This window comes from Pigmentiphaga litoralis, assembly GCF_014651835.1.
Lineage (GTDB): Bacteria > Pseudomonadota > Gammaproteobacteria > Burkholderiales > Burkholderiaceae_B > Pigmentiphaga > Pigmentiphaga litoralis.
The window spans coordinates 719637-742125 of sequence record NZ_BMXQ01000001.1; the positions used below are offsets into that span (position 1 = coordinate 719637).

At 65.7% G+C, this 22489-nt stretch carries 22 protein-coding genes; 9 read left to right on the forward strand and 13 right to left on the reverse strand.

Features of this window, described 5'->3' with window-relative positions:
* Positions 1-25 precede the first annotated feature (25 nt).
* Positions 26-2410 (forward strand): hybrid sensor histidine kinase/response regulator, encoded by a 2385-nt coding sequence (locus IE116_RS03045; protein ID WP_189609647.1) that lies wholly within the window; start codon positions 26-28, stop codon positions 2408-2410.
* Positions 2407-4425: a S9 family peptidase gene (locus tag IE116_RS03050; protein ID WP_189609649.1), complete on the forward strand. Its 2019-nt coding sequence runs from the start codon at positions 2407-2409 to the stop codon at positions 4423-4425. Before IE116_RS03045 ends, IE116_RS03050 begins: the two co-directional genes overlap by 4 nt.
* A gap of 112 nt (positions 4426-4537) precedes the next feature.
* On the opposite strand, the gene IE116_RS03055 is transcribed toward IE116_RS03050, so the two are convergent.
* Positions 4538-4861 carry a hypothetical protein gene (locus IE116_RS03055; RefSeq protein ID WP_189609652.1) on the reverse strand — a complete coding sequence of 108 codons (324 nt, stop codon included), beginning with the start codon at positions 4859-4861 and terminating at the stop codon, positions 4538-4540.
* Positions 4862-5088: 227 nt separating this feature from the next.
* Between IE116_RS03055 and IE116_RS03060 the strand changes: the two genes are divergently transcribed.
* Positions 5089-6606 (forward strand): hydroxysqualene dehydroxylase, encoded by a 1518-nt coding sequence (locus IE116_RS03060; protein ID WP_189609653.1) that lies wholly within the window; start codon positions 5089-5091, stop codon positions 6604-6606.
* Positions 6607-6614: 8 nt separating this feature from the next.
* Here the strand turns inward: IE116_RS03060 and IE116_RS03065 are convergent, their stop codons facing one another.
* The 3 genes from IE116_RS03065 to IE116_RS03075 are packed head-to-tail and all read right to left on the reverse strand — an operon-like array spanning position 6615 to position 7899.
* Positions 6615-7271: a YbhB/YbcL family Raf kinase inhibitor-like protein gene (locus IE116_RS03065; RefSeq protein ID WP_189609656.1), complete on the reverse strand. Its 657-nt coding sequence runs from the start codon at positions 7269-7271 to the stop codon at positions 6615-6617.
* 21 nt (positions 7272-7292) lie between these two features.
* Entirely contained in the window at positions 7293-7622 is a 330-nt protein-coding gene (locus IE116_RS03070; protein WP_189609657.1) for a hypothetical protein, read from the reverse strand.
* A complete protein-coding gene (locus IE116_RS03075) occupies positions 7609-7899 on the reverse strand; it encodes a KGG domain-containing protein (RefSeq protein ID WP_189609659.1) in 291 nt (96 codons plus the stop codon). The genes IE116_RS03070 and IE116_RS03075 overlap by 14 nt, the downstream gene beginning before the upstream one ends.
* A gap of 289 nt (positions 7900-8188) precedes the next feature.
* On the opposite strand from IE116_RS03075, the gene IE116_RS03080 reads away from it, so the two are divergent.
* Positions 8189-8470 (forward strand): hypothetical protein, encoded by a 282-nt coding sequence (locus tag IE116_RS03080; RefSeq protein WP_189609662.1) that lies wholly within the window; start codon positions 8189-8191, stop codon positions 8468-8470.
* A gap of 20 nt (positions 8471-8490) precedes the next feature.
* Here the strand turns inward: IE116_RS03080 and IE116_RS03085 are convergent, their stop codons facing one another.
* Positions 8491-8772 (reverse strand): hypothetical protein, encoded by a 282-nt coding sequence (locus IE116_RS03085; protein ID WP_189609664.1) that lies wholly within the window; start codon positions 8770-8772, stop codon positions 8491-8493.
* Between the two features lie 63 nt (positions 8773-8835).
* The gene (locus IE116_RS03090; protein WP_189609666.1) at positions 8836-9054 is read right to left on the reverse strand and encodes a hypothetical protein; all 219 of its coding nucleotides are present in this window, start codon (positions 9052-9054) and stop codon (positions 8836-8838) included.
* A gap of 201 nt (positions 9055-9255) precedes the next feature.
* On the opposite strand from IE116_RS03090, the gene IE116_RS03095 reads away from it, so the two are divergent.
* Genes IE116_RS03095 through IE116_RS03110 form a run of 4 tightly spaced genes read left to right on the forward strand, consistent with a single transcriptional unit; the run spans position 9256 to position 12073 of the window.
* Positions 9256-9765: a ferritin-like domain-containing protein gene (locus tag IE116_RS03095; RefSeq protein WP_189609668.1), complete on the forward strand. Its 510-nt coding sequence runs from the start codon at positions 9256-9258 to the stop codon at positions 9763-9765.
* Positions 9766-9788: 23 nt separating this feature from the next.
* Positions 9789-10649 carry a hypothetical protein gene (locus tag IE116_RS03100; protein ID WP_189609669.1) on the forward strand — a complete coding sequence of 287 codons (861 nt, stop codon included), beginning with the start codon at positions 9789-9791 and terminating at the stop codon, positions 10647-10649.
* Positions 10646-11488 carry an SDR family oxidoreductase gene (locus IE116_RS03105; RefSeq protein ID WP_189609671.1) on the forward strand — a complete coding sequence of 281 codons (843 nt, stop codon included), beginning with the start codon at positions 10646-10648 and terminating at the stop codon, positions 11486-11488. Before IE116_RS03100 ends, IE116_RS03105 begins: the two co-directional genes overlap by 4 nt.
* A 30-nt stretch (positions 11489-11518) precedes the next feature.
* Positions 11519-12073, forward strand: a complete 555-nt coding sequence (locus IE116_RS03110; RefSeq protein ID WP_308428206.1) for a hypothetical protein — start codon at positions 11519-11521, stop codon at positions 12071-12073.
* Here IE116_RS03110 and IE116_RS03115 read toward each other — a convergent pair.
* Genes IE116_RS03115 through IE116_RS03125 form a run of 3 tightly spaced genes read right to left on the reverse strand, consistent with a single transcriptional unit; the run spans position 12060 to position 15277 of the window.
* Positions 12060-12812 (reverse strand): HAD family hydrolase, encoded by a 753-nt coding sequence (locus IE116_RS03115; RefSeq protein WP_229828354.1) that lies wholly within the window; start codon positions 12810-12812, stop codon positions 12060-12062. The genes IE116_RS03110 and IE116_RS03115 overlap by 14 nt on opposite strands.
* A gap of 2 nt (positions 12813-12814) precedes the next feature.
* Entirely contained in the window at positions 12815-14386 is a 1572-nt protein-coding gene (locus tag IE116_RS03120; protein ID WP_189609675.1) for a mannitol dehydrogenase family protein, read from the reverse strand.
* Between the two features lie 24 nt (positions 14387-14410).
* Entirely contained in the window at positions 14411-15277 is an 867-nt protein-coding gene (locus tag IE116_RS03125; RefSeq protein WP_189609677.1) for a hypothetical protein, read from the reverse strand.
* 160 nt (positions 15278-15437) lie between these two features.
* Between IE116_RS03125 and IE116_RS03130 the strand changes: the two genes are divergently transcribed.
* Positions 15438-15929: a host attachment protein gene (locus IE116_RS03130; RefSeq protein WP_189609679.1), complete on the forward strand. Its 492-nt coding sequence runs from the start codon at positions 15438-15440 to the stop codon at positions 15927-15929.
* A 39-nt stretch (positions 15930-15968) separates the two neighbouring features.
* On the opposite strand, the gene IE116_RS03135 is transcribed toward IE116_RS03130, so the two are convergent.
* The 4 genes from IE116_RS03135 to IE116_RS03150 form a co-directional block, all read right to left on the reverse strand.
* Entirely contained in the window at positions 15969-17549 is a 1581-nt protein-coding gene (locus IE116_RS03135) for an MFS transporter (protein WP_189609681.1), read from the reverse strand.
* A gap of 13 nt (positions 17550-17562) precedes the next feature.
* Positions 17563-19437 (reverse strand): ABC transporter ATP-binding protein, encoded by a 1875-nt coding sequence (locus IE116_RS03140; protein WP_189609683.1) that lies wholly within the window; start codon positions 19435-19437, stop codon positions 17563-17565.
* Between the two features lie 17 nt (positions 19438-19454).
* Positions 19455-20606, reverse strand: coding sequence for a beta-glucosidase (locus IE116_RS03145; protein ID WP_189609685.1), 1152 nt, complete (start codon positions 20604-20606; stop codon positions 19455-19457).
* 192 nt (positions 20607-20798) lie between these two features.
* Positions 20799-22454 carry a carboxylesterase/lipase family protein gene (locus tag IE116_RS03150; protein WP_189609687.1) on the reverse strand — a complete coding sequence of 552 codons (1656 nt, stop codon included), beginning with the start codon at positions 22452-22454 and terminating at the stop codon, positions 20799-20801.
* Between the last annotated feature and the right edge of the window lie 35 nt (positions 22455-22489).

Here is a 22489-nt window from a genome sequence, read left to right on the forward strand (position 1 = left end):
GACAGCGGTTTGGAAGGACAGCACGATGGATGGAGGCAACGACACGGCACGCGCGACTGGCGGATCGGCGGACGATCGCATCGCTCGCGCGGTGCTAAAGAGCGCCACGGACTTTGCCATCATCACGCAGGGCCTGGACATGCGCGTGACGAGCTGGAACGACGGCGCCGTCGCCCTGATGGGATGGACCGAGCGCGAGATGCTGGGGCAGACGACCGAGCGCATGTTCACCGATGAGGACAACGCGCGCCATGTGCCGGAGCAGGAGGCCGCACAAGCCCGCAAGACCGGACGGTCGGAAGACGAGCGCTGGCATCGCAAGGCCGACGGGTCCTTGTATTGGGGCTCGGGCATCATGATGCGCTTCGAGGACGAGGCGACCGGCGAGCACATCGGCTACCTCAAGATCCTCCGCGACCACACCGCGCAGCACGAAGCCGAAGCACGGGCCCATGCACGCGAAGCCCAGTTTCGCGCGCTGGTCGAGAAATCGCCGCAGATGACCTTCTTTGCGAACGCCAGCGGCGACTTCACCTATATCAATCCCTACTGGTATGACTACACCGGCCGGCCTCGTGCCGCCATGGCCGTCGATGACTGGATCGAAGCCGTGCATCCCGCCGACCGCGCAACGGTGGTGGATACCTGGCAGCGGGCGCTGGCAACGGGCGCAGGCTGCGAGCTGGAGCTGCGCTTTCTGCGGGCATCGGACCGCAGCTGGCGCTGGTTCAAGGCGCAGGCCGCGCCGCTGCGGGATGATGATGGGGTGATCGAAAGCTGGCTGGTGATTGCGTTTGACATCGATCTGGTCGTTGCGGCGCGCAACGACCTGTCGCGCAGCCAGCGCCGCCTGGAAAGCGCGGTCGCGGAACGCACGGCCGAACGGGACCGGCTGTGGCGCCTGTCGAACGACCTGATGTTCGTCATGAATTTTGATGGCCACGTGCAGTCGGTCAACCCGGCGTGGACGCGTCAGCTGGGCTGGGCGAGCGAGGAGCTGGTCGGGCGGGACATGCTGCGCCTTGCGCATCCGGACGATATCGGCGTGGCGGCCGCGGTGCTGGCCCGCTTGCGCAAGGGCTTTCCGGCGCCGCGCTTCGTGTGCCGCTGCCGTCACAAGGACGGCACTTATCGGACGCTGGCCTGGACGGCGTTGCCGGGCGAAGGTGTCATCCACGGGCTGGGGCTTGACCTGACTGCCGAGACGCAGGCCCTGGCCGAGCTTGAAGTCGCGCAGGACGCGCTGCGGCAGGCGCAGAAGATGGAGGCGGTCGGGCAATTGACCGGGGGCATTGCCCATGACTTCAACAACCTGCTTGCCGGCATTCTGGGCGCGCTGGAAGTCATCCAGCGCCAGACCGCGCGGGGGGTGCATGACATCGACCGATACGTGCGCATGGCGATGGCGTCGGCCAATCGCGCCGCGGCCCTAACGCATCGGTTGCTTGCGTTCTCAAGGCGGCAGCCCCTTGCGCCCAAGAGCCTGAACGCGACCGCGCTGGTGCAGGGGCTGTCGGAGCTGCTGATCCGCACGCTGGGCGAAAACGTGCGCCTGGAACTGGCGACCGCGCGCGATCTGTGGAGCACCCGGTGCGACCCGCACCAGCTGGAAAACGCGATCCTGAATCTGGCGATCAATGCGCGGGACGCGATGCCGGAAGGCGGCACCGTCACCATCATTACCGAGAACCTGGATCTGCAAGCCGACGACTACAGCTGGTATCCGGCGGTGCCCGCTGGCCGGTATGTGTCGTTGACGGTGTCGGATACGGGGGTCGGCATGACGGCCGAAGTCGCCTCCAAAGCTTTCGAACCATTCTTTACCACCAAGCCCTTCGGTCAGGGCACGGGCCTCGGGCTATCGATGATCTACGGCTTTACGCGGCAGTCGAACGGCTACATCAAGATCTTCAGCGAGCCTGGCAAGGGCACGTCGGTGCGGCTGTATCTGCCGCGGTGTGACGACGACGAGGAGGAGCCTGCCGTCGAAGGGCCGATCACGATCGAGGCGCGCGCCACCGCGCCCGCGACGGTCCTGGTGGTGGAAGACAATCCCGAGGTGCGTGTGCTCGTCGTCGATGTGCTGACCGACATGGGCCTGGAAGTGCTGCGCGCCGACGACGGCACGGCCGGGCTCGCAATGATCGAGGCCGCGCCCAAGCTCGACCTGGTCGTGACCGATATCGGACTGCCCGGCCTGAACGGCCGGCAGATGATCGACGCGGCCCGCACGCGTCGTCCGGAACTCAAGGCCCTCCTGATGACGGGCTATGCGGAAAGCGCGGTGGCGGCCAAGCAGCAGCTGGGGCCGCACACTGAACTCATTACCAAACCCTTTGCCATGCATGCACTGAGCGAAAAAGTCGTTGCCATGCTCGCGGCGACGGACACGACCGAGGAGACCTCATGAGTACCCCTTTTTCCCATGAAGACTTGATCCTGCATCAGGAGATATCCGAAACCGACGCCGCCTGGGACGCCAACCTGGTGGCCTGCGCCGTCTCGACTCCCGATCCCGACAACGACAGCACGACGAGCAAGCTGTGGCTGTTCCCTCTGGACGGCAGCGCGCCATCGCCGCTGACGACGGGCGACTCGACCGACACCATGCCGCGGTGGCGGCCCGACGGCGAGGCGCTGGGCTTTGTGTCGGACCGGGCAGGTGCGGCACAGATCTTTGTCCTGCCGCGCCATGGCGGCGAAGCCACGCAGTTGAGTCATCTGTCGGGGACTGTGTCTGCATTCGAATGGAGCCCGGACGGGACACACGTCGCGGCCGTATGCGCGATATCTGTCGACCCACGCCTGCGCGGCGAGCGCACGCCAGCGGACGCTGAACTGCCGGGACCCGATGCGCCGCAGGTTGCATGGAAGCTACCGTACAAAAGCGACGGGATAGGCTATCTGCTGAATGTCGAGATGCACCTGTACATTATCGACGCGGCGAGCGGCGAGGCCAGGCGGATGACCGATGGGCCATTCGACGTGCGCAGCGCGAGCTGGTCGCCCGATGGCCAGCAGATCGTGTTCGTCCGCACGCGCGAAGGCGACGAGGCGCATCGCACCGACGTTTGGGTGTGCGACGTGGAGTCCGGGGATGCGCGGTGTCTGACTGCGCTATCGCAGGTGCTGTATCCGACGTGGTCGCCGGACGGCAAGTGGATTGTTTTTTCTGGGACGGCAGAAGACGGCGACGCGCAGGTGGGTCTGTGGATCATCGACGTGGCGTCAGGCGACGTGCGACCGCTGGGGGACCCCGATATCGAGTTGTCGACCGAGAGCGACAGCGTGCAGTTCCTGCGCGGTGATGCCAGCCGTGTATTGGCGCTCGTGGCAAGACGCGGCGTTGTGGAACTGGTGAGTGTCAGCGTGCCGGAAGGGCAGGTGACGCCGCTCGTTCAAGGCGAACGCCACCTGTCCAAAGTCACCGTGACGCGGGACCATCTGGCTTATACGGCACACTCGCCTGTTGCCGCGGTGGAGCTATACAAGTGCTCCTATGACGGCAGTGGTGAATCAGTAGTGAGCGCGCTCAACACCTGGTGGCAGGACCGTACCCTGCCGCACTTCGAGCGCCGCACGTTCACGGTGCCCGACGGCGAGGGCGGCACCGAGACGATCGATGGCTGGTTCCTGCGGCCTGCCGACGCAACGGGCCCGACGCCTTTGCTGGTGGACGTGCACGGCGGCCCGGCCAGCTACGTTCTTTTCGACTACAACCCCACCGCGTACTGGTCGCTGCTCTGGTCGCAAGGATGGTCCATCCTCGCACTCAACGCGGTGGGGTCGGCCAGCTTCGGGCGCGCATTCGCAGACAGGCTGCGCGGGCATTGGGGCGAGCTCGATCTGCCGCAGCATCTAGCTGCGATTCGCACGTTGCAGGACGAAGGCTTGGCAGACGACCGATTGATGCTTGCGGGCAAATCGTATGGTGGGTATTTGACCTCGTGGGCGATCGGCGATACCGATCTCTTCCAGGCAGCCGTGGTGATGGCGCCTGTGACGAACATCGAAACTCACTATGGCACGTCCGACAGTGGCTTCTATTCGGACCCTTACGCCATGCGAGGCGATCGCCGGCACCATCGCGAGACCATGCGTCGGCTGTCGCCGATGCAGCATGTCGAACACGCGTCGACGCCCACGCTGATTCTTCAAGGTACCGACGACGAGCGCTGCCCAAAATGCCAGGCCGAAGAGCTGTTCGTGACGTTACGGCGGGATGCGGCCTGCGCGGCCGAGCTGGTCCTGTACCCGGGGGCCAGCCACAAGTTCACCGCGTCAGGCAAGCTGTCGCATCGCAAGGATGTGATGTCTCGCATCGCGTCATGGGCGATGCAGTGGGTCATTGAAGGCGATCCGCAGCGGCCGGGTGATGAACAGCGCACCGGCGAACAACGGATGAAGAATACCGCTGAGACGTAAGGTGGGAGAGCCGGGGCACGGTGAGCGCCTCGGCATTGCTGCTTCATGAAAACCGCCATAAAAAAAACCGCCCGGTCAGGGCGGTTGTCACAAGCGATAGCGTTGATGCGAATCAACGATCCTGCTGATTGTTGCGGTTCTGTTCGTTGTTGCGGTTCTGTTCGTTGTTGCGGTTCTGTTCGTTGTTCCGGTTCTGTTCGTTATTCCGGTTCTGTTCGTTATTCCGGTTCTGCTGATTTTCCTGATTCCGGTTTTGCTCGTTGTTCTGATTTTCCTGATTCCGGTTTTGCTCGTTGTTCTGATTTTCCTGATTCCGGTTCTGTTCGTTGTTCTGGTTCTGCTGGTTGCGGTTCTGTTCGTTGTTCTGGTTCTGCTGGTTGCGGTTCTGTTCGTTCTGGTTTTGCTGGTTGCGGTTTTGCTCGTTTTGTTGCGTCATGGTCTGTCTCCAAGGTTGACTTCAGGGCGGCTCTTGCCGCACCAAGGATTAAGCAAACGGTGTACCCGGCCCAAGCATTGCCTGTCCTCCCTGGCACGCGTGGCGCCGCGTTGTTCTCAAGTTGAGTAGAGGGCACGGAAGCAATGAAAAAAATGACTCGGCTGATCGTCGGCAACCGGTCGGTCTGAAACTTGCGAGACCTGCGGCTCTTCCCTTGGAGCCGCTGCATGTCTTCTTCGATTCAGACCCTTGACTACGACGTCCTTGTCATCGGCGCCGGCCTGGCCGGGCTGTCCTGCGGTGTGCGACTGACCGACCGCGGCTTGCGGGTAGGCGTCCTCGAAAGCAGCGACGTTGCCGGGGGCCGCGCGCGCAGCTGGGCGGACGCCAAGACCGGCGACACCGTCGACATCGGACCGCATGTCATCCTGAACAAATACGCCAACATGCTGGGGCTTCTCCAGCGGCTCGGCACCCGCCATCACATCCAGTGGGAAACGCGCAAGCTGCTGACGGTGCTGGACAAGGGACGGCGCATACCCATCCAGCAATGGCGCCTGCCGCCACCGTTTCACGGCGCGCGCAATCTCCTGCGCATGCTGCCCACTGTGCCTTTGCATGTGATGGCGTCGAACCTGCGCGTGGCCTGGGATGCCATGACGCGGACCGAGACCGAGATGCTGGCGCTCGACGGCATCAGCGCGCGCCACCATCTTGAATCCATGGGTGTGCATCGCGACTTCATCGATTGGTTCTGGGCCTCGGCATCGATCGCGCTTCTGAACGTGCCGGTCGAGCAATGCTCCGCAGCAGCATTGATGCGCGTGTTCGCGCAAATGATCGGCCACAACGACGCGGCCTTTGGTTTTCCCAAAGTGGGGCTGAGCGATCTGTACGTGCCGCAAGCCATCGACATCATCGAACGCGGCGGCGGCCAGGTCATGCTGGCCTGCGGTGCAGACCAGCTGCAGTGGCGCGACGGGCGCGTGACGGGTGTGCGTACGCATCGCGGCAGGGTGCTGCACGCTCGCGCCTGTGTCCTGGCAGCGCCGCCGTCTGCTGCGGCCCGCCTGCTGCCGGGCGAGGCGCCCGCGCGCATGGCGGCCGCACGGATGCAGCCGTCGCCTTATGTCAGCACCTATCTGTGGTTCGACCGACGCATCACGCGCGAGCGCTTCTGGGCGCGGCCCTGGTCGCCCCGGGAATTCAATACCGACTTCTATGACCTGACCAACATCCGGTCAGGCGGCAACGGCCCGCGCGACACCGACGGGGCTCGGAACGCCGCGGGTTCGGTGATCGCGGCCAACCTGATCTGGAGTCATCGTGCGTTCGACGTGAGCGACGACGAGATCGTCGCCGCGACGCTGCGCGAACTTACGGACTTCACGCCCGACGCCGCGCAGGCGCGCCTGCTGTCGGCCAGCGTGCATCGCATTCCGATGGCGGTGCCGTGCCCGTATCCCGGCACGGAACGGCAGCGGCCCGAGACGCAAGCCGTGCCCGGCCTGTATCTGGCCGGCGACTGGACACATACGGGGCTTCCGTCCTGCATGGAAGGGGCGACGCGGTCGGGCGCGCTTGCCGCTGAAGCGGTGCTGGCGGCTGCCGGCGTGCGCGCCCGCATTGCCTGCCCCGTTCCCGAAACGCGTGGACTGGCGGGCCTGCTGCGCCGCTTCTGGCCACGCCGCACCTCGCGCGACGGCAGCGCCCCCGCTGGTGTGGGACGAACGTCGGCACCGTGAAGGTGCCGTCAGGTGGCTGTGGTCGAGCCCACCTGCACGGGCGCAACCGAGGGGTCCAGCGTGTAGACGCCGGTGAGCGACGCGGCGGCGAGGACATGCCCTTCCATGGCCGCCACCACATCGTTGCCATAGAACATGGTTGGCACCGTCAACGATTCGACATCGAGCGCGTAGAGCGTAAAGCAGTAACGATGCGGCTTGGGATCATTCCACGGCGGGCAGGGTCCGTCGTAGCCGTAGTAGTAGCCTGCCATCTCGGGGTCGTTGGCGAAGCGGTGCGTCAGGTCGTTGAGCCCCTCACGCGCCGCCATCTCGTCCGACAGCTGGCTCTTGCCGCGGCGGTACACCCCGATTGCATAGGCGCCTTCTTCAATGTCCTCGGTGTCGGGCGGCAGGTCGATCAGGACCCAATGGTAGAAGGGACGGCGCGGCACGTCTCCATCCAGGGTCACCCCTTCCTTGTCGGCCAGCGACAGGTCTTCGGGTGCATCCAGGTCGGCGCACAGCATGACGAGCGAGCGCGCGTCGTCTGGCACGTCAATGAGCGTGAACTGCGGATTGATGTTGTCGCCCGGAATCAGCGACTGGGAACTCAGGTTCTTGGCGAACGCATACCGATCGGGCATCGGTTCGCCGTCCATGAAGGAAAGGCTGGACAGTTTCACGGTAAAAGTCTCGGGAGGAAGTCAGTCGGTCGTGCCGGGGCCGCGGATGGCATCCACATAAGCGCGGCCAAGCGCCAGTGCATGGTCGGCCGCGCGCTGGCTGTCGCCAAGCACGCCGCTCGAAGGAAGGGATTGCAGCAGCCAGATCCGCCCGGCCGTGCCCGGCGGATCGCTGCTCAACATGAAGCGGGGCAGGAAGGCGTCGCGCGCAGCCGCGACGGCCTGGGCCCACGCATCGATCCAATAGCCGCGATAAGCGACCTCACGCCGCCCCAGCTTGGCCGTCGCCTGCAGGATCACCTGCGCGGCGGCACGCTTGCCGGGCGGAGCAGGGGCATCACTTCGTGGCATGTTCAGCCTCGTCGGACGACTCGGTCTCGTCGTCCGTCTCCGCATCCGCGCCTGCTGGGGAAGCAGACAGTCCGCCGGCCGCCTTCTCTTGCTGCTGGCGGCGGGTGCGATGCCCGGCAGCGCCGGCAGCGCGCGCCTCTTCCACGCTGAAGCGATGCGCCTTGCCCAGGCGATGGGCAGTCTGTCCTCCCAGCGATGCGATTTCGCGTTGCCGTTTGGCGTCCATTGCGGCGAAGCCCCGCGGCTTCGATGATTTTTGCGTTTTGTCGTCAGCCATGATTGCCCTGTCGAATACTGATGAAGATGCGGTGATGAAAGATGCTCACGCATTCTCGCAAGCTTCGTTCCGCGTTCGGCAGGCCCGCCTTCAAGAGAGTGACGGTTCATCTGCCTGCAGTGCTGCGGGTTACCCGGCCCAGGAAGGTCGTACTGCTTGCTCTACGTGCGCAGGGCTTGCTGTTCGGTAAGCGTTTGCTGAATCGGGGAAGAAATTACGAAGTAGAGCGGCAGGCGCGGCAAGATCCTTGCTGAAGAGGGGCTTCACCACTTCTAGAAGGATTCACGCCATGACGTTCGATGCCACTGCCCGTCCGGATGCGGACGGCGTCAGCTTCCGGATGCACTTTCCTGACGGCCCTGGCGAGGCACGGGTCACTGCCCAGGCCTTGAAGGAATACTTTGGCGCGGCGGGCTCGCCTCAAGGCTTGCTCGAGTCGTATCGCGCCAACTTTCGTGCGATCCATGCAGTCGCCCAACAAAAATCCGTGGGCGACAGCCTATCCAGGATCACGGTGGAAACCGGCGATCTGCAGGAATGGCAGGTCAAAGGCGCTGCCAGGGTCGACTGACCCGAGCGGCGACCTTGTTATTACAGGGTGCGGCCCGACGACTTGATCAGCCCGCCGTCCTTTTCCTTCAGCACGTTGGGGGAATCGTCCTGCGGGCTGAACAGTTCGGGGGCGTCCTCGCGCGGGTCGGCTTCGGTCGATCCGTTGTACTGCGTGGCCTTCTTGCTGTCAGGCTGCTGGGACCCCGGACGGCCGCCGGTCGTGCCCTTGGACTCCGGAAAGGCGTCCTGCTGATCGACCGATTCGGTCGGATTGGCATAGTCGCGATGCGGATTGTGCGGGTCTTTGGTTTCTTTGGTCATGTCGGTACTCCTGTTGGAACTACGGATTCAGCGCGTAAGGCGTGCAATGGTTGGCAACGACAACTACTCGCTCTTGCCGGCGGTGTTGTTGGCGGTCTTGCCCGATCCGAGCGAATTGCCGCTGCCCGCGACTGGCGATTTGCGCGGATCGTCCATGCCGTTGTCGGCGGGGGCGTTGTCCTGGCGTGCGGTGCTTTCCCCAGCACGCGCGGCGGGCGCGGTTGTCTGGCCGGCATCTTGCGCGGGCGGGTTGCTGGCGGGTTTGTCTTGATCGGCTGGCATGCTGCTCTCCAGTAAATAGGGGGATTCGGGGCGCAACGAATGCGCGCTCTTGCTCGACTGCTGCAAGTCGCGTACCCGCTAACGTACCGGTAGCGGCGCCGGAAACCCGCCGGGAATAGGGCTTGCAAGATGCCGTGGACTTCCCTGGCCGCGCGCCGGGGCCCCGCTTCCCAGGAAGCTTCCCGCCGATGGAGAACACTGATGCCCGATTCAAACGACCACTTCATGGACTGGCTGCGCGATGCCCACGCAATGGAAGAGCAGGCCGAGCAAATGCTGACGGCGATGTCCGCCCGCATCGAAACCTATCCCGAGGTCAAGCAGCGCCTGGACCAGCACATCGAGGAAACCCGCAACCAGGCCGCGCTGATTGCGCAGTGCATCCAGCGCCGGGGCGGGGACACGTCCACGGTCAAGGATGTGACCGGCAAGGCGATGGCCATGATGCACAGCTTCACGGCAGCCATGTCGTCCGATGAAATCATCAAGGGGTCCATGGCCAGCTACGCCTTCGAACATTTCGAGATCGCGAGCTACAAGTCCCTGATCGTCGCCGCTGAAGTGGCCGGCGATACCGAGACCCAGCGTGTCTGCCAGGCGATCCTGGTCGAGGAAGAGGCCATGGCCAAATGGCTGGCGGACAACATGCCGATCCTGGTCAAGCGCTTCCTGCAGCATGCCGACACACCCGGATTGAGCGAAAAGCGCTGACGCGCGATCGCGCCGAGCCGCCCATGTCCATTGCTCCCACCCGCGCCCAGGTGCGCGATGAACTTGCCGTCATCGTCACCGCGGACGCGGCGCGCCTGATTGCCGTCTACGGGGTGCTTCCCGAGCCACTGCATGACGTGCACGTCGAGCGATTGCCCATCTGGCGCAAGCTGGACGGCTTGTACGGGTATGCCGTCGAGGGACGCCTTGCCGCGGATTTCGCCTTGAATCAGATACTTGATGAGCTCAACGACTACTTTCTGGAGAACGTTGCACGTAGCGCGCTGATCGATGCCTACGCTGCCCGGCCGGTCAGGGGCTTCTGCGCCTGGGTCGTGTTTGCCGCGATCTCGCGGTGGGCGATGGACTTCGTCGACGACCATGTTTTCGGAATCGCCGAGCTTGCGGCACTGGCGGGCATCGAAGAATCCGATGCTTTGGCCGCCATCAGCACGCGCAGCGCCATGCCGTTGTGCGCCTACCGCGACGTCGAGGGCTACTACCAGGTCGCCAAGGTGGACGCCGTTGCCTGGCTCACCACCCAGCCCGGTTACCAGCGGACGGTCATGCTAAGCCCGGGCGAGACGCGTTTCGAACGCACCGCATTCGACGACATGGCGGACCTGCATCACTACGTGGTGCGCCGCTGCGAAGAAACCGGCCAGACCTTGGCGGGCGCGCTGGACGCCGCAGGCCTCGGGCATCGCTACACGGACTGGGTGAGGGGATGCGTCGACGGCGTGCCCGAACTCGGTGGCGTGCAGCGGCTTGCCCGCGTGCTCGGCATCCACGACCGCGCATTCGTGCTGGCGGCATGCAAGGCCATGCGATCCCCCAGTGCCACCTCGTCCCATTTACTCCCACCCCATCGGAGCACACCATGAGCACCCAACCTGAACAACAGCAGAACCCACCCGGCGTCGAAGCCGAATTGACGCCCCAGGCGGACCACGGCGAAAGCAGTTACCGCGGCAGCGGCAAGCTCGAGAACAAGATCGCCGTGATCACCGGCGGCGACAGTGGCATCGGCCGCGCGGTCGCCATTGCGTTCGCACGCGAAGGCGCCGACGTGTTGATCAGTTTTCTGGACGAAGAGGAAGATGCCCGCGAAACGCAGCGGTGGGTCGAGGAAGCCGGGCGCAAGTGCGTGCTGGTCCCTGGCGACATCGCGGTGGCCGAACATTGCCGCAGCATCATCCGGCAGGCGGTGGACGCCTTTGGACGCATCGACATCCTGGTCAACAATGCCGCGTTCCAGATGTCGCATGAGTCGCTCGAAGACATTCCCGACGACGAGTGGGATTACACGTTCAAGACCAACATCACCGCGATGTTCCACCTGTGCAAGGCGGCCGTTCCGCACATGAAGTCCGGATCGGCCATCATCAATACCACCTCGGTGAACTCGGACATGCCCAAACCGACGCTGCTGGCCTATGCCGCCACCAAAGGGGCTATCGCCAACTTTACGGGCGGGCTGGCGCAGTTGCTGGCCGACAAAGGCATTCGCGTGAACTCGGTGGCGCCCGGGCCCATCTGGACACCGTTGATTCCGTCAACGATGCCGCCGGATCAGGTCAAGAGCTTCGGTTCCGAGGTACCGTTGGGGAGGCCCGGCCAGCCGCGCGAAGTGGCGCCGGTGTATGTGTTCCTCGCATCCGACGAGGCAAGCTATGTCAGTGGCGCGCGCTATGCCGTTACGGGCGGCAAGCCTATCCTGTGACCTGATGCGTTCCTAACGAAGGGAGACCCCATGCCACTGTCGTTACCGTGGTCCTTGCCGATGTCGTTCAGGGCCGGCCTGCCAAGGACCGCACTGATTATTGGCGTGGCCGCCTTGCTGGGGGCATGCGCCAGCCCGGCAAGCATTCCGCCGGGCACGACCGAAGCCGAGGTGGTTCGCCAGATGGGCACACCCAATGTCGAACGCGACCTGCCCGGTGGCGGCAAGCGGCTGATCTATAGCGGGCAGCCCATGGGCCAGTTCGCGTGGCTGACGGACATCGATGCCAGTGGCAGGGTGGTGTCCACCACCCAGGCGCTGACGTCCGAACGGTTCAACATGATCAATGACGGCCTGGCGGAAGGCCGGTGGACCCGCGACCGGCTGCTGCTGGAATTCGGGCCGCCGGCCGAGATCACCCGAGTGGCCATGCAGCCCGATCAGGCGATCTGGGGCTACCGGTTCCGCCAGGACGGCGTGTGGAATTCCCTGATGTATGTGTACGTGGCGCCGGACGGGCGGGTTACCCGCTTCCATCCCGGTCCGGATCCCCGCTACGAACGCCTGCACTTCATGGGCATGTGATCGTCGCCGCCAGCGGCGCTTCGGCCAGCGGGCCGAAGCCCGCCGGTCGCACGAACAGGTCGGCGACCTGCTGCAGGCTGTCCAGGACCGCCAGGCATTTTTCTCGCATCTCGTCGGTGGGGGTCAACAGATCGGGCACCATCACGACGGGCATGCCGGCAGCGTGGGCCGCCCGCACGCCGTTGTAGGAGTCTTCCAGCGCAAGGCACCGCCGTGGCGTCTTGCGCAACCGCCGCGCGGCCTCAAGAAACAGGTCAGGCCGTGGTTTGCCCGCCGCGACATCATCCCGGGTGACGACGTGGTCAAACCGATCAAGAATGCCGGCCGCGGCCAGGTGATGGCGTGCCTTGTCGCCGCCCGATGAGGTCGCGACCGACCGGGGAACGCTGCAGCGGTCCAATCCGTCGAGCAGGGCTTCCACGCCCGGCTGCAGCGCAAGATCGCCCGCGTCGATCTGCGCGGTCAGCTCACGTGTCGCGGACGAAAAGAAGTCGTCGGCCGGCGCGTCGTCGCCATACCGGTCGAGCAGCAGCTTGCGTGAGCCGTCCGCCGAAATCCCGATCAACGAGGCGCAGAAGGCGTCGGTCATGGGCAGGCCAAGGGCTTTGCCGGCCCGCATCAACGCGCGCCGCGCGAGGGTTTCGGTGTTGAGCAGCAGGCCGTCCATGTCGAACACGAAGGCATCGATCGCCAGGCCGGCGGACGATGCGGCCGCAAACGGCGGATTGGGCAGATACACGGTCAAGAACATTCTCCTGGATGGCAGTCGGCAATGGCGGCGTAGACGCCGCCGCGGTGCAGGGCAGTCATGGCTCGGATCAGGCCCTGACGCACCTGCGGGATGGCGCCCCAGGCGGGGTCGAAGACCTCGGGCAAGCCCAGGAAGGCGTCGACCAGACGCCCTGGGTCGGTTGCCGCGGCGCCGCCAACCCGTCGCAACAGGGCCGACTGACGGTCCTGCAAGGGCAGCGGAAGGGGGCGGCCACGGTCCACCAGTCCGGTCGCGCAGCGCATCCACGCAGCGATAGCCAACAGGGTACAGGGCGCCGGCCGGCCGTCGCGAAGATTGTCACCAAGTGACGCGAGTAGGCGGCCCGCCAGCTTGGTTGATCCGTCCCGGCCGACACCGTCCAGGCGGTGGGCAATGCCTGGGTTACGCCAGCGCACGATCAGCTGGCCGGCGTACGCGCGGATGTCGTGGTCGCTGGGGGGCAGGGTCGGCATCTGCTCGTCCAGCATGAAACGCAGCGCCAGCGCGCCGATGGGCGGATCGTTGACGGCCGCGGCGACCGTCTCATGGCCGGCCAGCAGGCCCAGATAGGCCACCACCAGGTGCCCGCCGTTGAGCAGCCGCAGTTTGGAGGCTTCCCAGGGCGCGACGTCGGGCACGAATTCGGCGCCGGTCGCCTCCCAGCGCGGCCGCGGGCCGTCGAAGGTTTCGATCACCCATTGCCGAAACGGCTCCGCAGACACCGGCGCGGCATCGCACAGGCCGGTCGCCACCGCCACATCATGGCGATCGATGTCCGTAGTGACCGGGACAATGCGGTCGACCATGGTGCAGGGGAACTGCACGTGACGGGCGATCCATTCCCCCAGGCTGTCGTCCTGCAGGCTGGCGAAGTCGACGCAGGCCTGCCGCAGGGCGTGGCCGTTGCCGGGCAGGTTGTCACACGAAAGGATCACCGGCGGCGCCAGTCCGCGCGCGCGGCGCAGCGCCAGGCATCGCACGAGTACGCCGATGGCTGTGCGGGGGCACGAACGGCGCAGGTCGTCCTGGATGTCAGGGTGCTGCGCATCGAGCCGCTGGCTTTGCGCATCGAGGCTGTATCCGCTCGCGGTCACGGTCAGGCTGACGATGCGGATGGCCGGATCGCGCAGGTACGCAAACAGTTGCGCGGGCGCATCTGGCGCGTACACCAGGTCGCGCACCGTGCCGACCAGTTCGAGCGCGGTCCGGTCGGGCCCGCGTTCAAGCACGGTGTAGAGGCCGTCCTGTTGTTGCAGCGCGCGCAGGGTGCCCGGCGTGCGCAACGAGACGCCGACGATGCCCCACGACGGCGGGACCGGCGTTGCCGCCTCGGCCAGTTCAACCTCGATGGCCCGCTGCGTCAGGAGTGCCTGATGGGCACGGTGGAAGGCGCCGCACCCGATATGGACAATGCCGGGTCGCAGGTCACCCACCGAGAACGTGGGCTGGGTGATGCTGGCCGGCACGTCGGGCAGCGTTGCCAGCGACAGCGGCGGCAGCCCCGTATGGGGGTCGCGGGTGGGCAGCCTCATCAAGAGGCTGGGGGATGTGAACGAAGTCATGATCGGTCGTGCCGTCGTCCCGCGTCAGAAGGCCGCGCCGGACGCGGGCAGGCCGGCTACCGGGTAGTCGCGCGCAACGATGGAGGGATACTGCGCCGCGACGATCCAGCGCACCAGCGACGGGCTGCCATCGAGCAGGTAGCGCCATCCATCGAGCAGTTTGACGGTCAGTTCGTCTTCAACCAGCCCAAGGGGTTGCAGATCGGGACCGAAGGCCGACCAGGTGGTGTGCACCTGACGACATTCATGCACATGCATGATCCGATCCGACTCGTCCATTACGCGCTGTCCAAGCTCGGCGTCCCGGAATGCGCCGACGGGCCGCGTATGCAGCACGGGCGTGCCATCGATGATGCCGGTGTTGCGGTACTCCAGCAGCTTGGGCCACAAGGAATCGAGCCCCCAGCCCCAGCCTGTGGTGGTCAGGTCCAGCGTCGGCAGCAGCACGTCCAGCGCGCGGGTGCTGAAGCAGGGCACCATGATCTCGACAAAGCCGGTCATGCGCGCAAAGGTGTTGCGGTTGCGCATCGTGGTGAAGTGCGCATAGTACGAAGCTTCATGCAGCGCGGGCGCGCACAGGTCGAACTTGAGCGCGGCCGCCGTTTCGAACATGCGCGTGATGGTGTCCTGGCTCGCGAAGATGTCGTCGTCGGGCAACCAGACGTAGTCGTAGTCGCGCCAGCCGGGCCAGGCGTTGAGCAGTTCGCGCAAGCCTGTCCACTTGGGTCCGACGATCACTTCACCCAACGTGGCTTGCGCCGCAGCGTGCGGCAGCAAGGCCTGGAAGGGACACAGGTAGAGGTCCCAGTTGCGGGTGGCGGGGTCGCCGAGCCAGGTGGGATGAAGCGAGTTCTGGCCGACGCGGGCGATGACAAGATGACGGTGTTGCATGAGTAGTGGAATCCCCTGGAACAGTAGAAGTCGCCGGCCTGCGGAGCGTTTTGGGCTTTTGCAGACACAGAGACCAGAAACTTCGCAATGCCTGTGCCGCGGACTACTGCCGGGCATGCGCGTTGCTGCGACGCAGGCGTATGTTCACCAGGAGAAAACGATGAAGACAATCTGGGTAGTCGTGGCCGACGAGGCCATTGCGCGGATCTTGTGCATGCCTCAGAAAGGCGGCCAGCTCGAACCGGTCGAAGAGTTGACCGATCCCACGGCGCACGCGTCCGGGTCTGACTTGCGGCGGGATGCCTATGGGCGCCGGTCGGGTAGCGCAACGCATCAGTCGCGGCAGAACACGCCCCATCGACTGCAGGCGGTATCGAGCGTGACGTCGTCGGCAGGCGAAGCGGAGCAGCATCTGGAAGCCGAACAGTTTGCGGGCCATCTGGCCGAGCATTTGAACAAGGCGTTCCAGCAGAAGCGCTTTGAAGAACTGCGCATCGCCGCGGCCCCGCGCTTTCTGGGCGTGCTGCGCAAGGCGCTGTCGCCGCAGGTGTCGGGCGTGGTCACCAATGAACTGAACAAGGACCTGGTGCACGCGCAGAACGACGAACTGACGCAACGCTTCTTTGCCGACGCATCGGGCGCAGGCGCCTGACCTGTTTTAACGCTGCCTGGCCCTTAGCCGCGGCAGCCGTCACGGCCTGCCGCGGCTACCCCCACGCGTGCCGGTGCGCCGGCGAAAGAACAGCCGCCGAGCCAGTTGCTGGACCGGCCGGTGCACCATCACGCGACGGCGCCGCGGCAGCTTCGCCAGACCCTGCGAGATCCGTTCGAACGGAAAGACGCCGCCCAGCACGCCGCCGATAGAGGACAGGTGATTGACGGTGCGCAGCGCTTCGAGTCCCAGTTCCTGGATCACCCGGCGTTCGCTGTATTCGTCACCTTCCTGGATGCGCGACAGGGCGTGCATCACATAGATGCCCAGCATCGCCGAGAGCGCAAACAGGAATTCCCAATGCGCAAAGCGCACGACCGATACGTCGCTCGTGCCCGCCAGGGATACCCATCGCACGATCACCGACAGCTCATTCGCCGAGAACGCCTGCGCCAGCGCGCCGCCCGCAATCGGCGCAACGCCGCCCGCCGCTGCCGATACCAGTCCGATGGCAGCCAGATAGGCCGTGCCCTGATCCCGTGGCGCGAGCTTCAGGCCCAGGTTGCCGGTCGCCAGACCGATGCCCCCCGACGCCGCCCCCATGACCACATGCAGCAGGCAGATCAAGGTGAGCTGCACGTCGTAGCGTGCGCTCATGTCGCTGAACACCAGACCAAGCGTGCACAGGAAATACGTTGGCAGGGCAACGGCCAGAATCGCCTTGTTGGACAGCCGGTCCGACAGGCGGCCCCAGATATACAGCGTCAGCGCATTGGCCAGCTGGCTGGCCACCCACAGCGCGGTGACGGTGGTCAATCCATACCCCAGCTGCTGGATCAGGTAGACCGTCAGGAAGGGCGCTGCAAGGTTGGTCGCCAGGTTCCATGCGCCCAATACGGTCAGCAAGCGGCGAAAATTCGGGTCATGAAACGGACGGCGCAGCATCGCGATCAGCGACCCGGGCGTGCCGTGATCGGGCATGCGCGGCTCGGGCGTGCGTGCCAGGAAATAGCAACTGGCATAGCCGGCCAGTGCGGCACCGACAAATGCCAGCGCGTACGCAACCCGCGCATCGCCCAGCGGCGGATGGTCCACGAGCAATCCCACGCCCAGCGTGCCGGCGCAGGCCAGCACACTGGCGACGATCAACCGCTTCGCGAAGAAGGCGCCCAGGCCTTCTGCGGGCAACAGCTGGTGGAACCAGGAATTGATCGCGCACGCCGCCATCGACCCGAGCAACGAGATGCCGAGCTGGAAGGCAACCAGGACGGCAAGCCGGGGCCATTGCACCGGCAGGAAAGGCAGCAGGGCGAGCAACATGATCAAGGATCTGGCGACCATCAACAAGGGCACGCCGATACGCTTGCGTTCGCGCAGCCGCTCGGTCAGGAGGATGGCGGGCAGCTGCGCTGCCTGGGCCAGGAAGGGGATCGCCGCCAGAAGTCCGATGGTGAGCGGGCCCGCGCCCAGGGACAGCGCAAACGCCACCAGGACCACACCGCCTGACAGCGCGCCCGTGACGCTGGCCCATGCGGCGTCCTGCACCAGGGCGCGCTTGCCGTCTGCCAGTTGCGCTGCGTCGACCGCGGACTGGGGCCGGAGCGTGACACGGGCCGTCATGGCTGCGTCGCCGTCAGGCCGCGCGAGGCGAAGGTTCTGGCAAGACGTCAGGCATCACGTCAGGGCGCGCCGCGATGGGCGCTGACGCGGCTGCCTCCGCGGCGATCTCGGGCACGGGCGGGCAATCGCCCTCGATCGTCTGCAAGGCCCACAGCTGGCTGAACATGCCCCCGGCATTGCGCAATTCTTCAAGCGTGCCGTCTTCGATCACGTGGCCGTCGGCCAGCACGACAATCCGGTCGTAGCGCGACAAGGTAGACAGCCGGTGCGCGGCTGCAACCACCGTGCGGTCCTTCATCAGGTCGATCAGTGCACTGTTGATCAGCGCTTCGGACTGGCTGTCGAGGGCGGAGGTGGCTTCGTCCAGCAGCAGGATGGGTGCGTCCTTGAGCAGCGCGCGTGCAATGCCGATCCGTTGACGCTGCCCGCCCGACAGCGACGCGCCGCGTTCGCCGACGATGGTCTTGTAGCCATGCTTGAGCGCGCGGATGAATTCATCGCAATGCGTTTTTTTGGCGCAGGCAATGACTTCTTCCTTGGTGGCGTCGGGGCGGCCATAGCGGATGTTTTCGAGCACGCTGCGGCGGAACAGGCTGATGTCTTGGGGAACCACGCCGATGGCCTGGCGCAGGCTGTCGCGCGACATCTCGTTGATCCGCTCGCCGTCGATCAGAATGCACCCGCCGCCCACGTCGTCCACCCGCTGCAGCAAGGACAACAACGTGGATTTACCCGCGCCGGACGGCCCGACGATGCCGACCTTCTGGCCGGCCGGTATCGTCAGGCTCAGGTTGTTGAACACCTGCCGGCCGTCGGCGTACGCATAGTTGACGTTGCGAAGTTCAATGGTGCCGCGGGCGATGGGCTTGTCCGACAGTTCAGGCAGATCGGGCTGGTCGTGCGGCTGGGCCACCACGTTCAGCATCTCGGCAATCACGCCGAATTGCTGTGCCGTGCCGACCAGGGCAAGGGCCAGGTCGCGCGACCCATGAAGGATCCGGAATGCCAGTGCACTGATGACCACCACGTCGCCCGCCGTCACGGTGCCGGCCTGCCAGGACCGCAGCGCCCACGTCAGCATGGTGCCGGCCATAATCCACAGGCAGATGTCATGCAGCACGCGCGCCTTTTCCAGGTACATCCAGCTGCGGCGCTGCGCACGGGCTTCGACACCCAGTTCCTTCTGCAATCTTTCGGTTTCGCGGTGCCGGGCCGAGAAGGCCTGCACGACCCAGATGTTGGACACCGCATCGACGATCTCGCCGCCGACACGCGACGCCTGTTCACCGAACTCCTGGTGCAGTACACGACCGCGGCTGCCGAAGGTAAAAATGACGCCCGCCACCAGGGCAACGAACCCGGTCAGCGCCGCCGCCATCCGCCAGTCGATCGTCAACAGCACCACTACGGCGCCAAGAAAATCGACGCAGGGCGGGACAATGTTCCACGTCAGGGTGCCCAGAATGGAGCCGGACGCCTGCGAGGTGGACGTGATGCGGTTGCCCAGTGCCCCCGACAGATGCTGCCGGAAGTACTTCATCGAGTGGCCGGTCAGGTGCTTGAACAGGTCCACCCGCATGTCGACGCATGACGCGATGATGGTGCGGCAGCCCAGCCAGCCGCTCAGCCGCCACAGGATGCTTTCGACCCCGATCAGCGTCAGGAACAGGAACAGCGGATGCCAGACGTCGGCGGCCTGGCGGTCCGTCGCGGACATGGCATCGACGATCAATTTCATGCCGTACTGGACGGCGACCGCGCACGAGCCGGCGGCCACGACCAGGGCGCCCAGCGTCAGGAAGCTTGCCCGCCGCGCCTTGACGTAGGTCATAAGGAAGGCGGCGGGGGTCTGCGCAAGCTGGACCTGCGCAATGCTTGAGTCGGACATGAGTTTTCCTGGTGAACTCAGTAGGTGCCTGCCGCGTCGGCGCGGCGTCGAAGGGCCGGGTCGGCAAGATCGGCAAAGCGGGCCCGCTGCACGGCAAGTTCATGCGCCAGCGGGAAGTCGAGCGGCCGCAGGAAAGACGGGTCCGGCGCGCCAAAGAGCCCGGTCGGGCAATGACGGTCGTCGAACCATCCCGGGTAGTCGGTGATGGGGTACAGGCAGATGCCTTCGATCTCGACGCCGGCCTGCATAGCGGCCATCACCTCGTCGCACACATACCGCAGCCACGGCGCGCGGGCATCGCCCTCGGCGCCGGTTTCGGCCACCAGCACCGGACGGGCGTACCTTGCATGAACACCCGCCAGCAGCTCACGCATCGGGCGGTAGTAAGGCTGCCCTTGCCAGATCGTGCCTTCGTGCAGCGACCATTGGTTGTGCGGGTAATAGTTGACGCCGACAACATCCAGGAAGTCGGGGCGGCCGCCCAGTTCCGGGCAGACCCGTCCGGCCAGCATGTCCCAGGCTTCGAATTGCGCCAGCGTCGCCGCTTCGGCCAGTGGGCGTTCCGCCGGGTCTAGCGCTGTTACGTGGACCATGGGATCGACGGCCACGAATCTTGCGCGGCCATCGACCGTACGAATGGCGTCCATGGCCGCGATGGCGGCGCGCACCAGCTGGCGCTTGAGCTCGCCCCCGCGCTCGGTTGCGGCCGGACCGAAGAGACCCATGTCACCGCCTGCCCAGGACCAGTAGGAAATTTCGTTGACGGGGCAAAACCACGGCACGTCACCCGTTTCATCACGGATGACCGCGGCAGCGGCAGCGGCAAAGCGCGCGAAACGTTGAGGAAAAACCGGGCTGAAGGGATCGATGTGGGTGGGGTAACCGTAATGGCACAGATCCCAGATCACCTGGGTGCCCTGCAAGCGTGCCGCTTGCAACTGCGGCAACAGACTGGACCAGTCGTATTCGCCAGGCCGTGGCTCGATCAGGTGCCACCGCAGTCCGTCACGGACGGTTCTTAGCCCATGCCGCGCGGCGGCGTCATAGTCGGCCAGGGGGTGACGGGCGTGGCCGGTGGTCTCGAGCAGGTCGAGCCCTCCACCTTCCGGTAGACGATGCGTCGAACACTCGAATCCGCCCTGGAAAAAGCTCCGGAACAGGGATCTCAAGGGTCGCTCCTGAAAAAGACAGACTCAGGGCGCAGCGCAATCGATGTTCCCGGTGGGGTAGGTCAGGGCGGACGGGATGGCTTGCAGGTGGCATGCCGTTCCCCGCGCCTTACTCGTGCACGCCACGGCTGACCATGGCTTGCAAGTCGCCACCGTGCTTGCTCATCTGACACTGTCCGGCCGGCGCAGGCGTCAATTGCCGCCGGTTGGGGGCGTATCCAACGGGGCGTCCAACAATCCGGACCAGAAGGCGCAGTCGTGCCGCTGCGCAAAGTCCGCACCGTGGCGGGCAGGGCCCGGTGCCAGGATGCGCACCAGGCCTTCTTCACCGAACGCGGGCCAGTCGGCCGCCGGCGCGTGGCCGTGGGCGAAGCGGCCCCATGCTGTTCGCATGGCCGCGGCCAGGGCGGCCTGCCCGGCGTCGAATCGGGCCGGATCAGCCAGCGCCCACCGTGTGCCGAACACATAGGCCAGCTCGCCGGCATGATAGGCGCCCATCGGGCCGCCCTGCATCAGGGCGGGCAGGCGGATCGGGGCGCGATCGTCAGCGAACTCATAGCCGAAGACTTCACTGCGCGGCCGCAGTGCCTGACGCAGCGCGTCCGACGGACAGGCCAGCCGGGCGTCGGTCCACACGCCGGCAAATGCCAGGCGCACCGACCCGTGGGTGGCTTCGGTGTAGCGCGCCAGCACCTGCGGCGCCTTGGGACCGAATTGCTGGCGGATGCGTGTCTCGAACGCTTCCTGGCTGCGCGTCGTGACGGCGAACAGACGGCCTTCATCGCGGTTGCTGCCGATGATCACCGGCACCTGGGCGTATCGGCCCTGTTCGAACGCGATGTCGGGGCGCAGCGGTACGACACCGTCGCCCCATACCGGCCCCCAGCTGGCCGGCCCGACAATGCCGCGCCGGGTCGACGCCGCCCGCACCAGTGTCCGCGCCGGCACCTCGCGCAGGCAGGCAAGGGTGGTGGACGGATCCTTGCAACCGACTTCTGCGGCATAGGACACGCCATCGGCATCGGCCTGCGCGACAGGCACCAGCGACACCGGATCGACGCAGGACCCGCTTTGCAGAATGGCGCGGTGGAACAGGCCGGCCGCGCCTGGCGATGCCAGCTGGTAGCAGGCGCTCCATGCGCCCGCCGACTCGCCAAACAGCGTGACCTGGCCCGGATCGCCCCCGAACGACGCAATGTTGTCGCGCACCCACCGCAAGGCAGCCTGCTGGTCCAGCAGCCCGGCATTGCCGGATGCGCCAGACGGCGTTTCGGCGGTCAGCGCCGGATGGGCCAGAAACCCGACCGCCCCCAGCCGATAGTTGACCGTGACAACGATCACGTTCTGTTCGACGGCAAGGCGGCTGGGATCGTAGTTGTCGCCCGCGCCCAAAACAAAGGCGCCGCCTGGCAGATAGGTCATGACCGGCCAGCGGGCGCCAGCCGCAGGCGGCGCCGCGGGGGTATAGACGTTCAGGTACAGGCAGTCCTCATCGCCAAAGGGCAGGCCGCCGCCTTCGCCCGCGCCCGCGTTCATGCCGATGGCCTGCGTGCAGGCCGACCCCAGCTTGCGCGCATCGCGCGGCGCGAACCACGGCGTGACAGGCTGCGGCGGCTTCCAGCGCAGGTCGCCCAGCGGCGGCGCGGCATAGGGAATGCCCAGGAACGCGGTTCCGGCCGTAGCCGACGCGCCAACAACCGGGCCCGATCGGGTCAGGACCGTGACGGCCTGGACATCGTCGGCATCGACGATCTGCGGCACGTCGCCCGGTCGGATGCCGCACCCTGCAAGGACCAGGGACACGACGGCAGCGAATGTGGGTTGCGCCAGCGATTGCAAGAGCTTCATGAGGGGGTTCCGCCGCTGCGCGGCAAAGGTGGGAT

Bases quoted from the DNA above. Each gene is read 5' to 3' on its own strand.
- IE116_RS03045 (WP_189609647.1), top strand. From the start codon at position 26: ATGGATGGAGGCAACGACACGGCACGCGCGACTGGCGGATCGGCGGAC.
- IE116_RS03050 (WP_189609649.1), top strand. From the start codon at position 2,407: ATGAGTACCCCTTTTTCCCATGAAGACTTGATCCTGCATCAGGAGATA.
- IE116_RS03055 (WP_189609652.1), bottom strand. From the start codon at position 4,861: ATGACGCAACAAAACGAGCAAAACCGCAACCAGCAAAACCAGAACGAA.
- IE116_RS03060 (WP_189609653.1), top strand. From the start codon at position 5,089: ATGTCTTCTTCGATTCAGACCCTTGACTACGACGTCCTTGTCATCGGC.
- IE116_RS03070 (WP_189609657.1), bottom strand. From the start codon at position 7,622: ATGCCACGAAGTGATGCCCCTGCTCCGCCCGGCAAGCGTGCCGCCGCG.
- IE116_RS03075 (WP_189609659.1), bottom strand. From the start codon at position 7,899: ATGGCTGACGACAAAACGCAAAAATCATCGAAGCCGCGGGGCTTCGCC.
- IE116_RS03080 (WP_189609662.1), top strand. From the start codon at position 8,189: ATGACGTTCGATGCCACTGCCCGTCCGGATGCGGACGGCGTCAGCTTC.
- IE116_RS03085 (WP_189609664.1), bottom strand. From the start codon at position 8,772: ATGACCAAAGAAACCAAAGACCCGCACAATCCGCATCGCGACTATGCC.
- IE116_RS03090 (WP_189609666.1), bottom strand. From the start codon at position 9,054: ATGCCAGCCGATCAAGACAAACCCGCCAGCAACCCGCCCGCGCAAGAT.
- IE116_RS03095 (WP_189609668.1), top strand. From the start codon at position 9,256: ATGCCCGATTCAAACGACCACTTCATGGACTGGCTGCGCGATGCCCAC.
- IE116_RS03100 (WP_189609669.1), top strand. From the start codon at position 9,789: ATGTCCATTGCTCCCACCCGCGCCCAGGTGCGCGATGAACTTGCCGTC.
- IE116_RS03105 (WP_189609671.1), top strand. From the start codon at position 10,646: ATGAGCACCCAACCTGAACAACAGCAGAACCCACCCGGCGTCGAAGCC.
- IE116_RS03110 (WP_308428206.1), top strand. From the start codon at position 11,519: ATGCCACTGTCGTTACCGTGGTCCTTGCCGATGTCGTTCAGGGCCGGC.
- IE116_RS03120 (WP_189609675.1), bottom strand. From the start codon at position 14,386: ATGACTTCGTTCACATCCCCCAGCCTCTTGATGAGGCTGCCCACCCGC.
- IE116_RS03125 (WP_189609677.1), bottom strand. From the start codon at position 15,277: ATGCAACACCGTCATCTTGTCATCGCCCGCGTCGGCCAGAACTCGCTT.
- IE116_RS03130 (WP_189609679.1), top strand. From the start codon at position 15,438: ATGAAGACAATCTGGGTAGTCGTGGCCGACGAGGCCATTGCGCGGATC.
- IE116_RS03135 (WP_189609681.1), bottom strand. From the start codon at position 17,549: ATGACGGCCCGTGTCACGCTCCGGCCCCAGTCCGCGGTCGACGCAGCG.
- IE116_RS03140 (WP_189609683.1), bottom strand. From the start codon at position 19,437: ATGTCCGACTCAAGCATTGCGCAGGTCCAGCTTGCGCAGACCCCCGCC.
- IE116_RS03150 (WP_189609687.1), bottom strand. From the start codon at position 22,454: ATGAAGCTCTTGCAATCGCTGGCGCAACCCACATTCGCTGCCGTCGTG.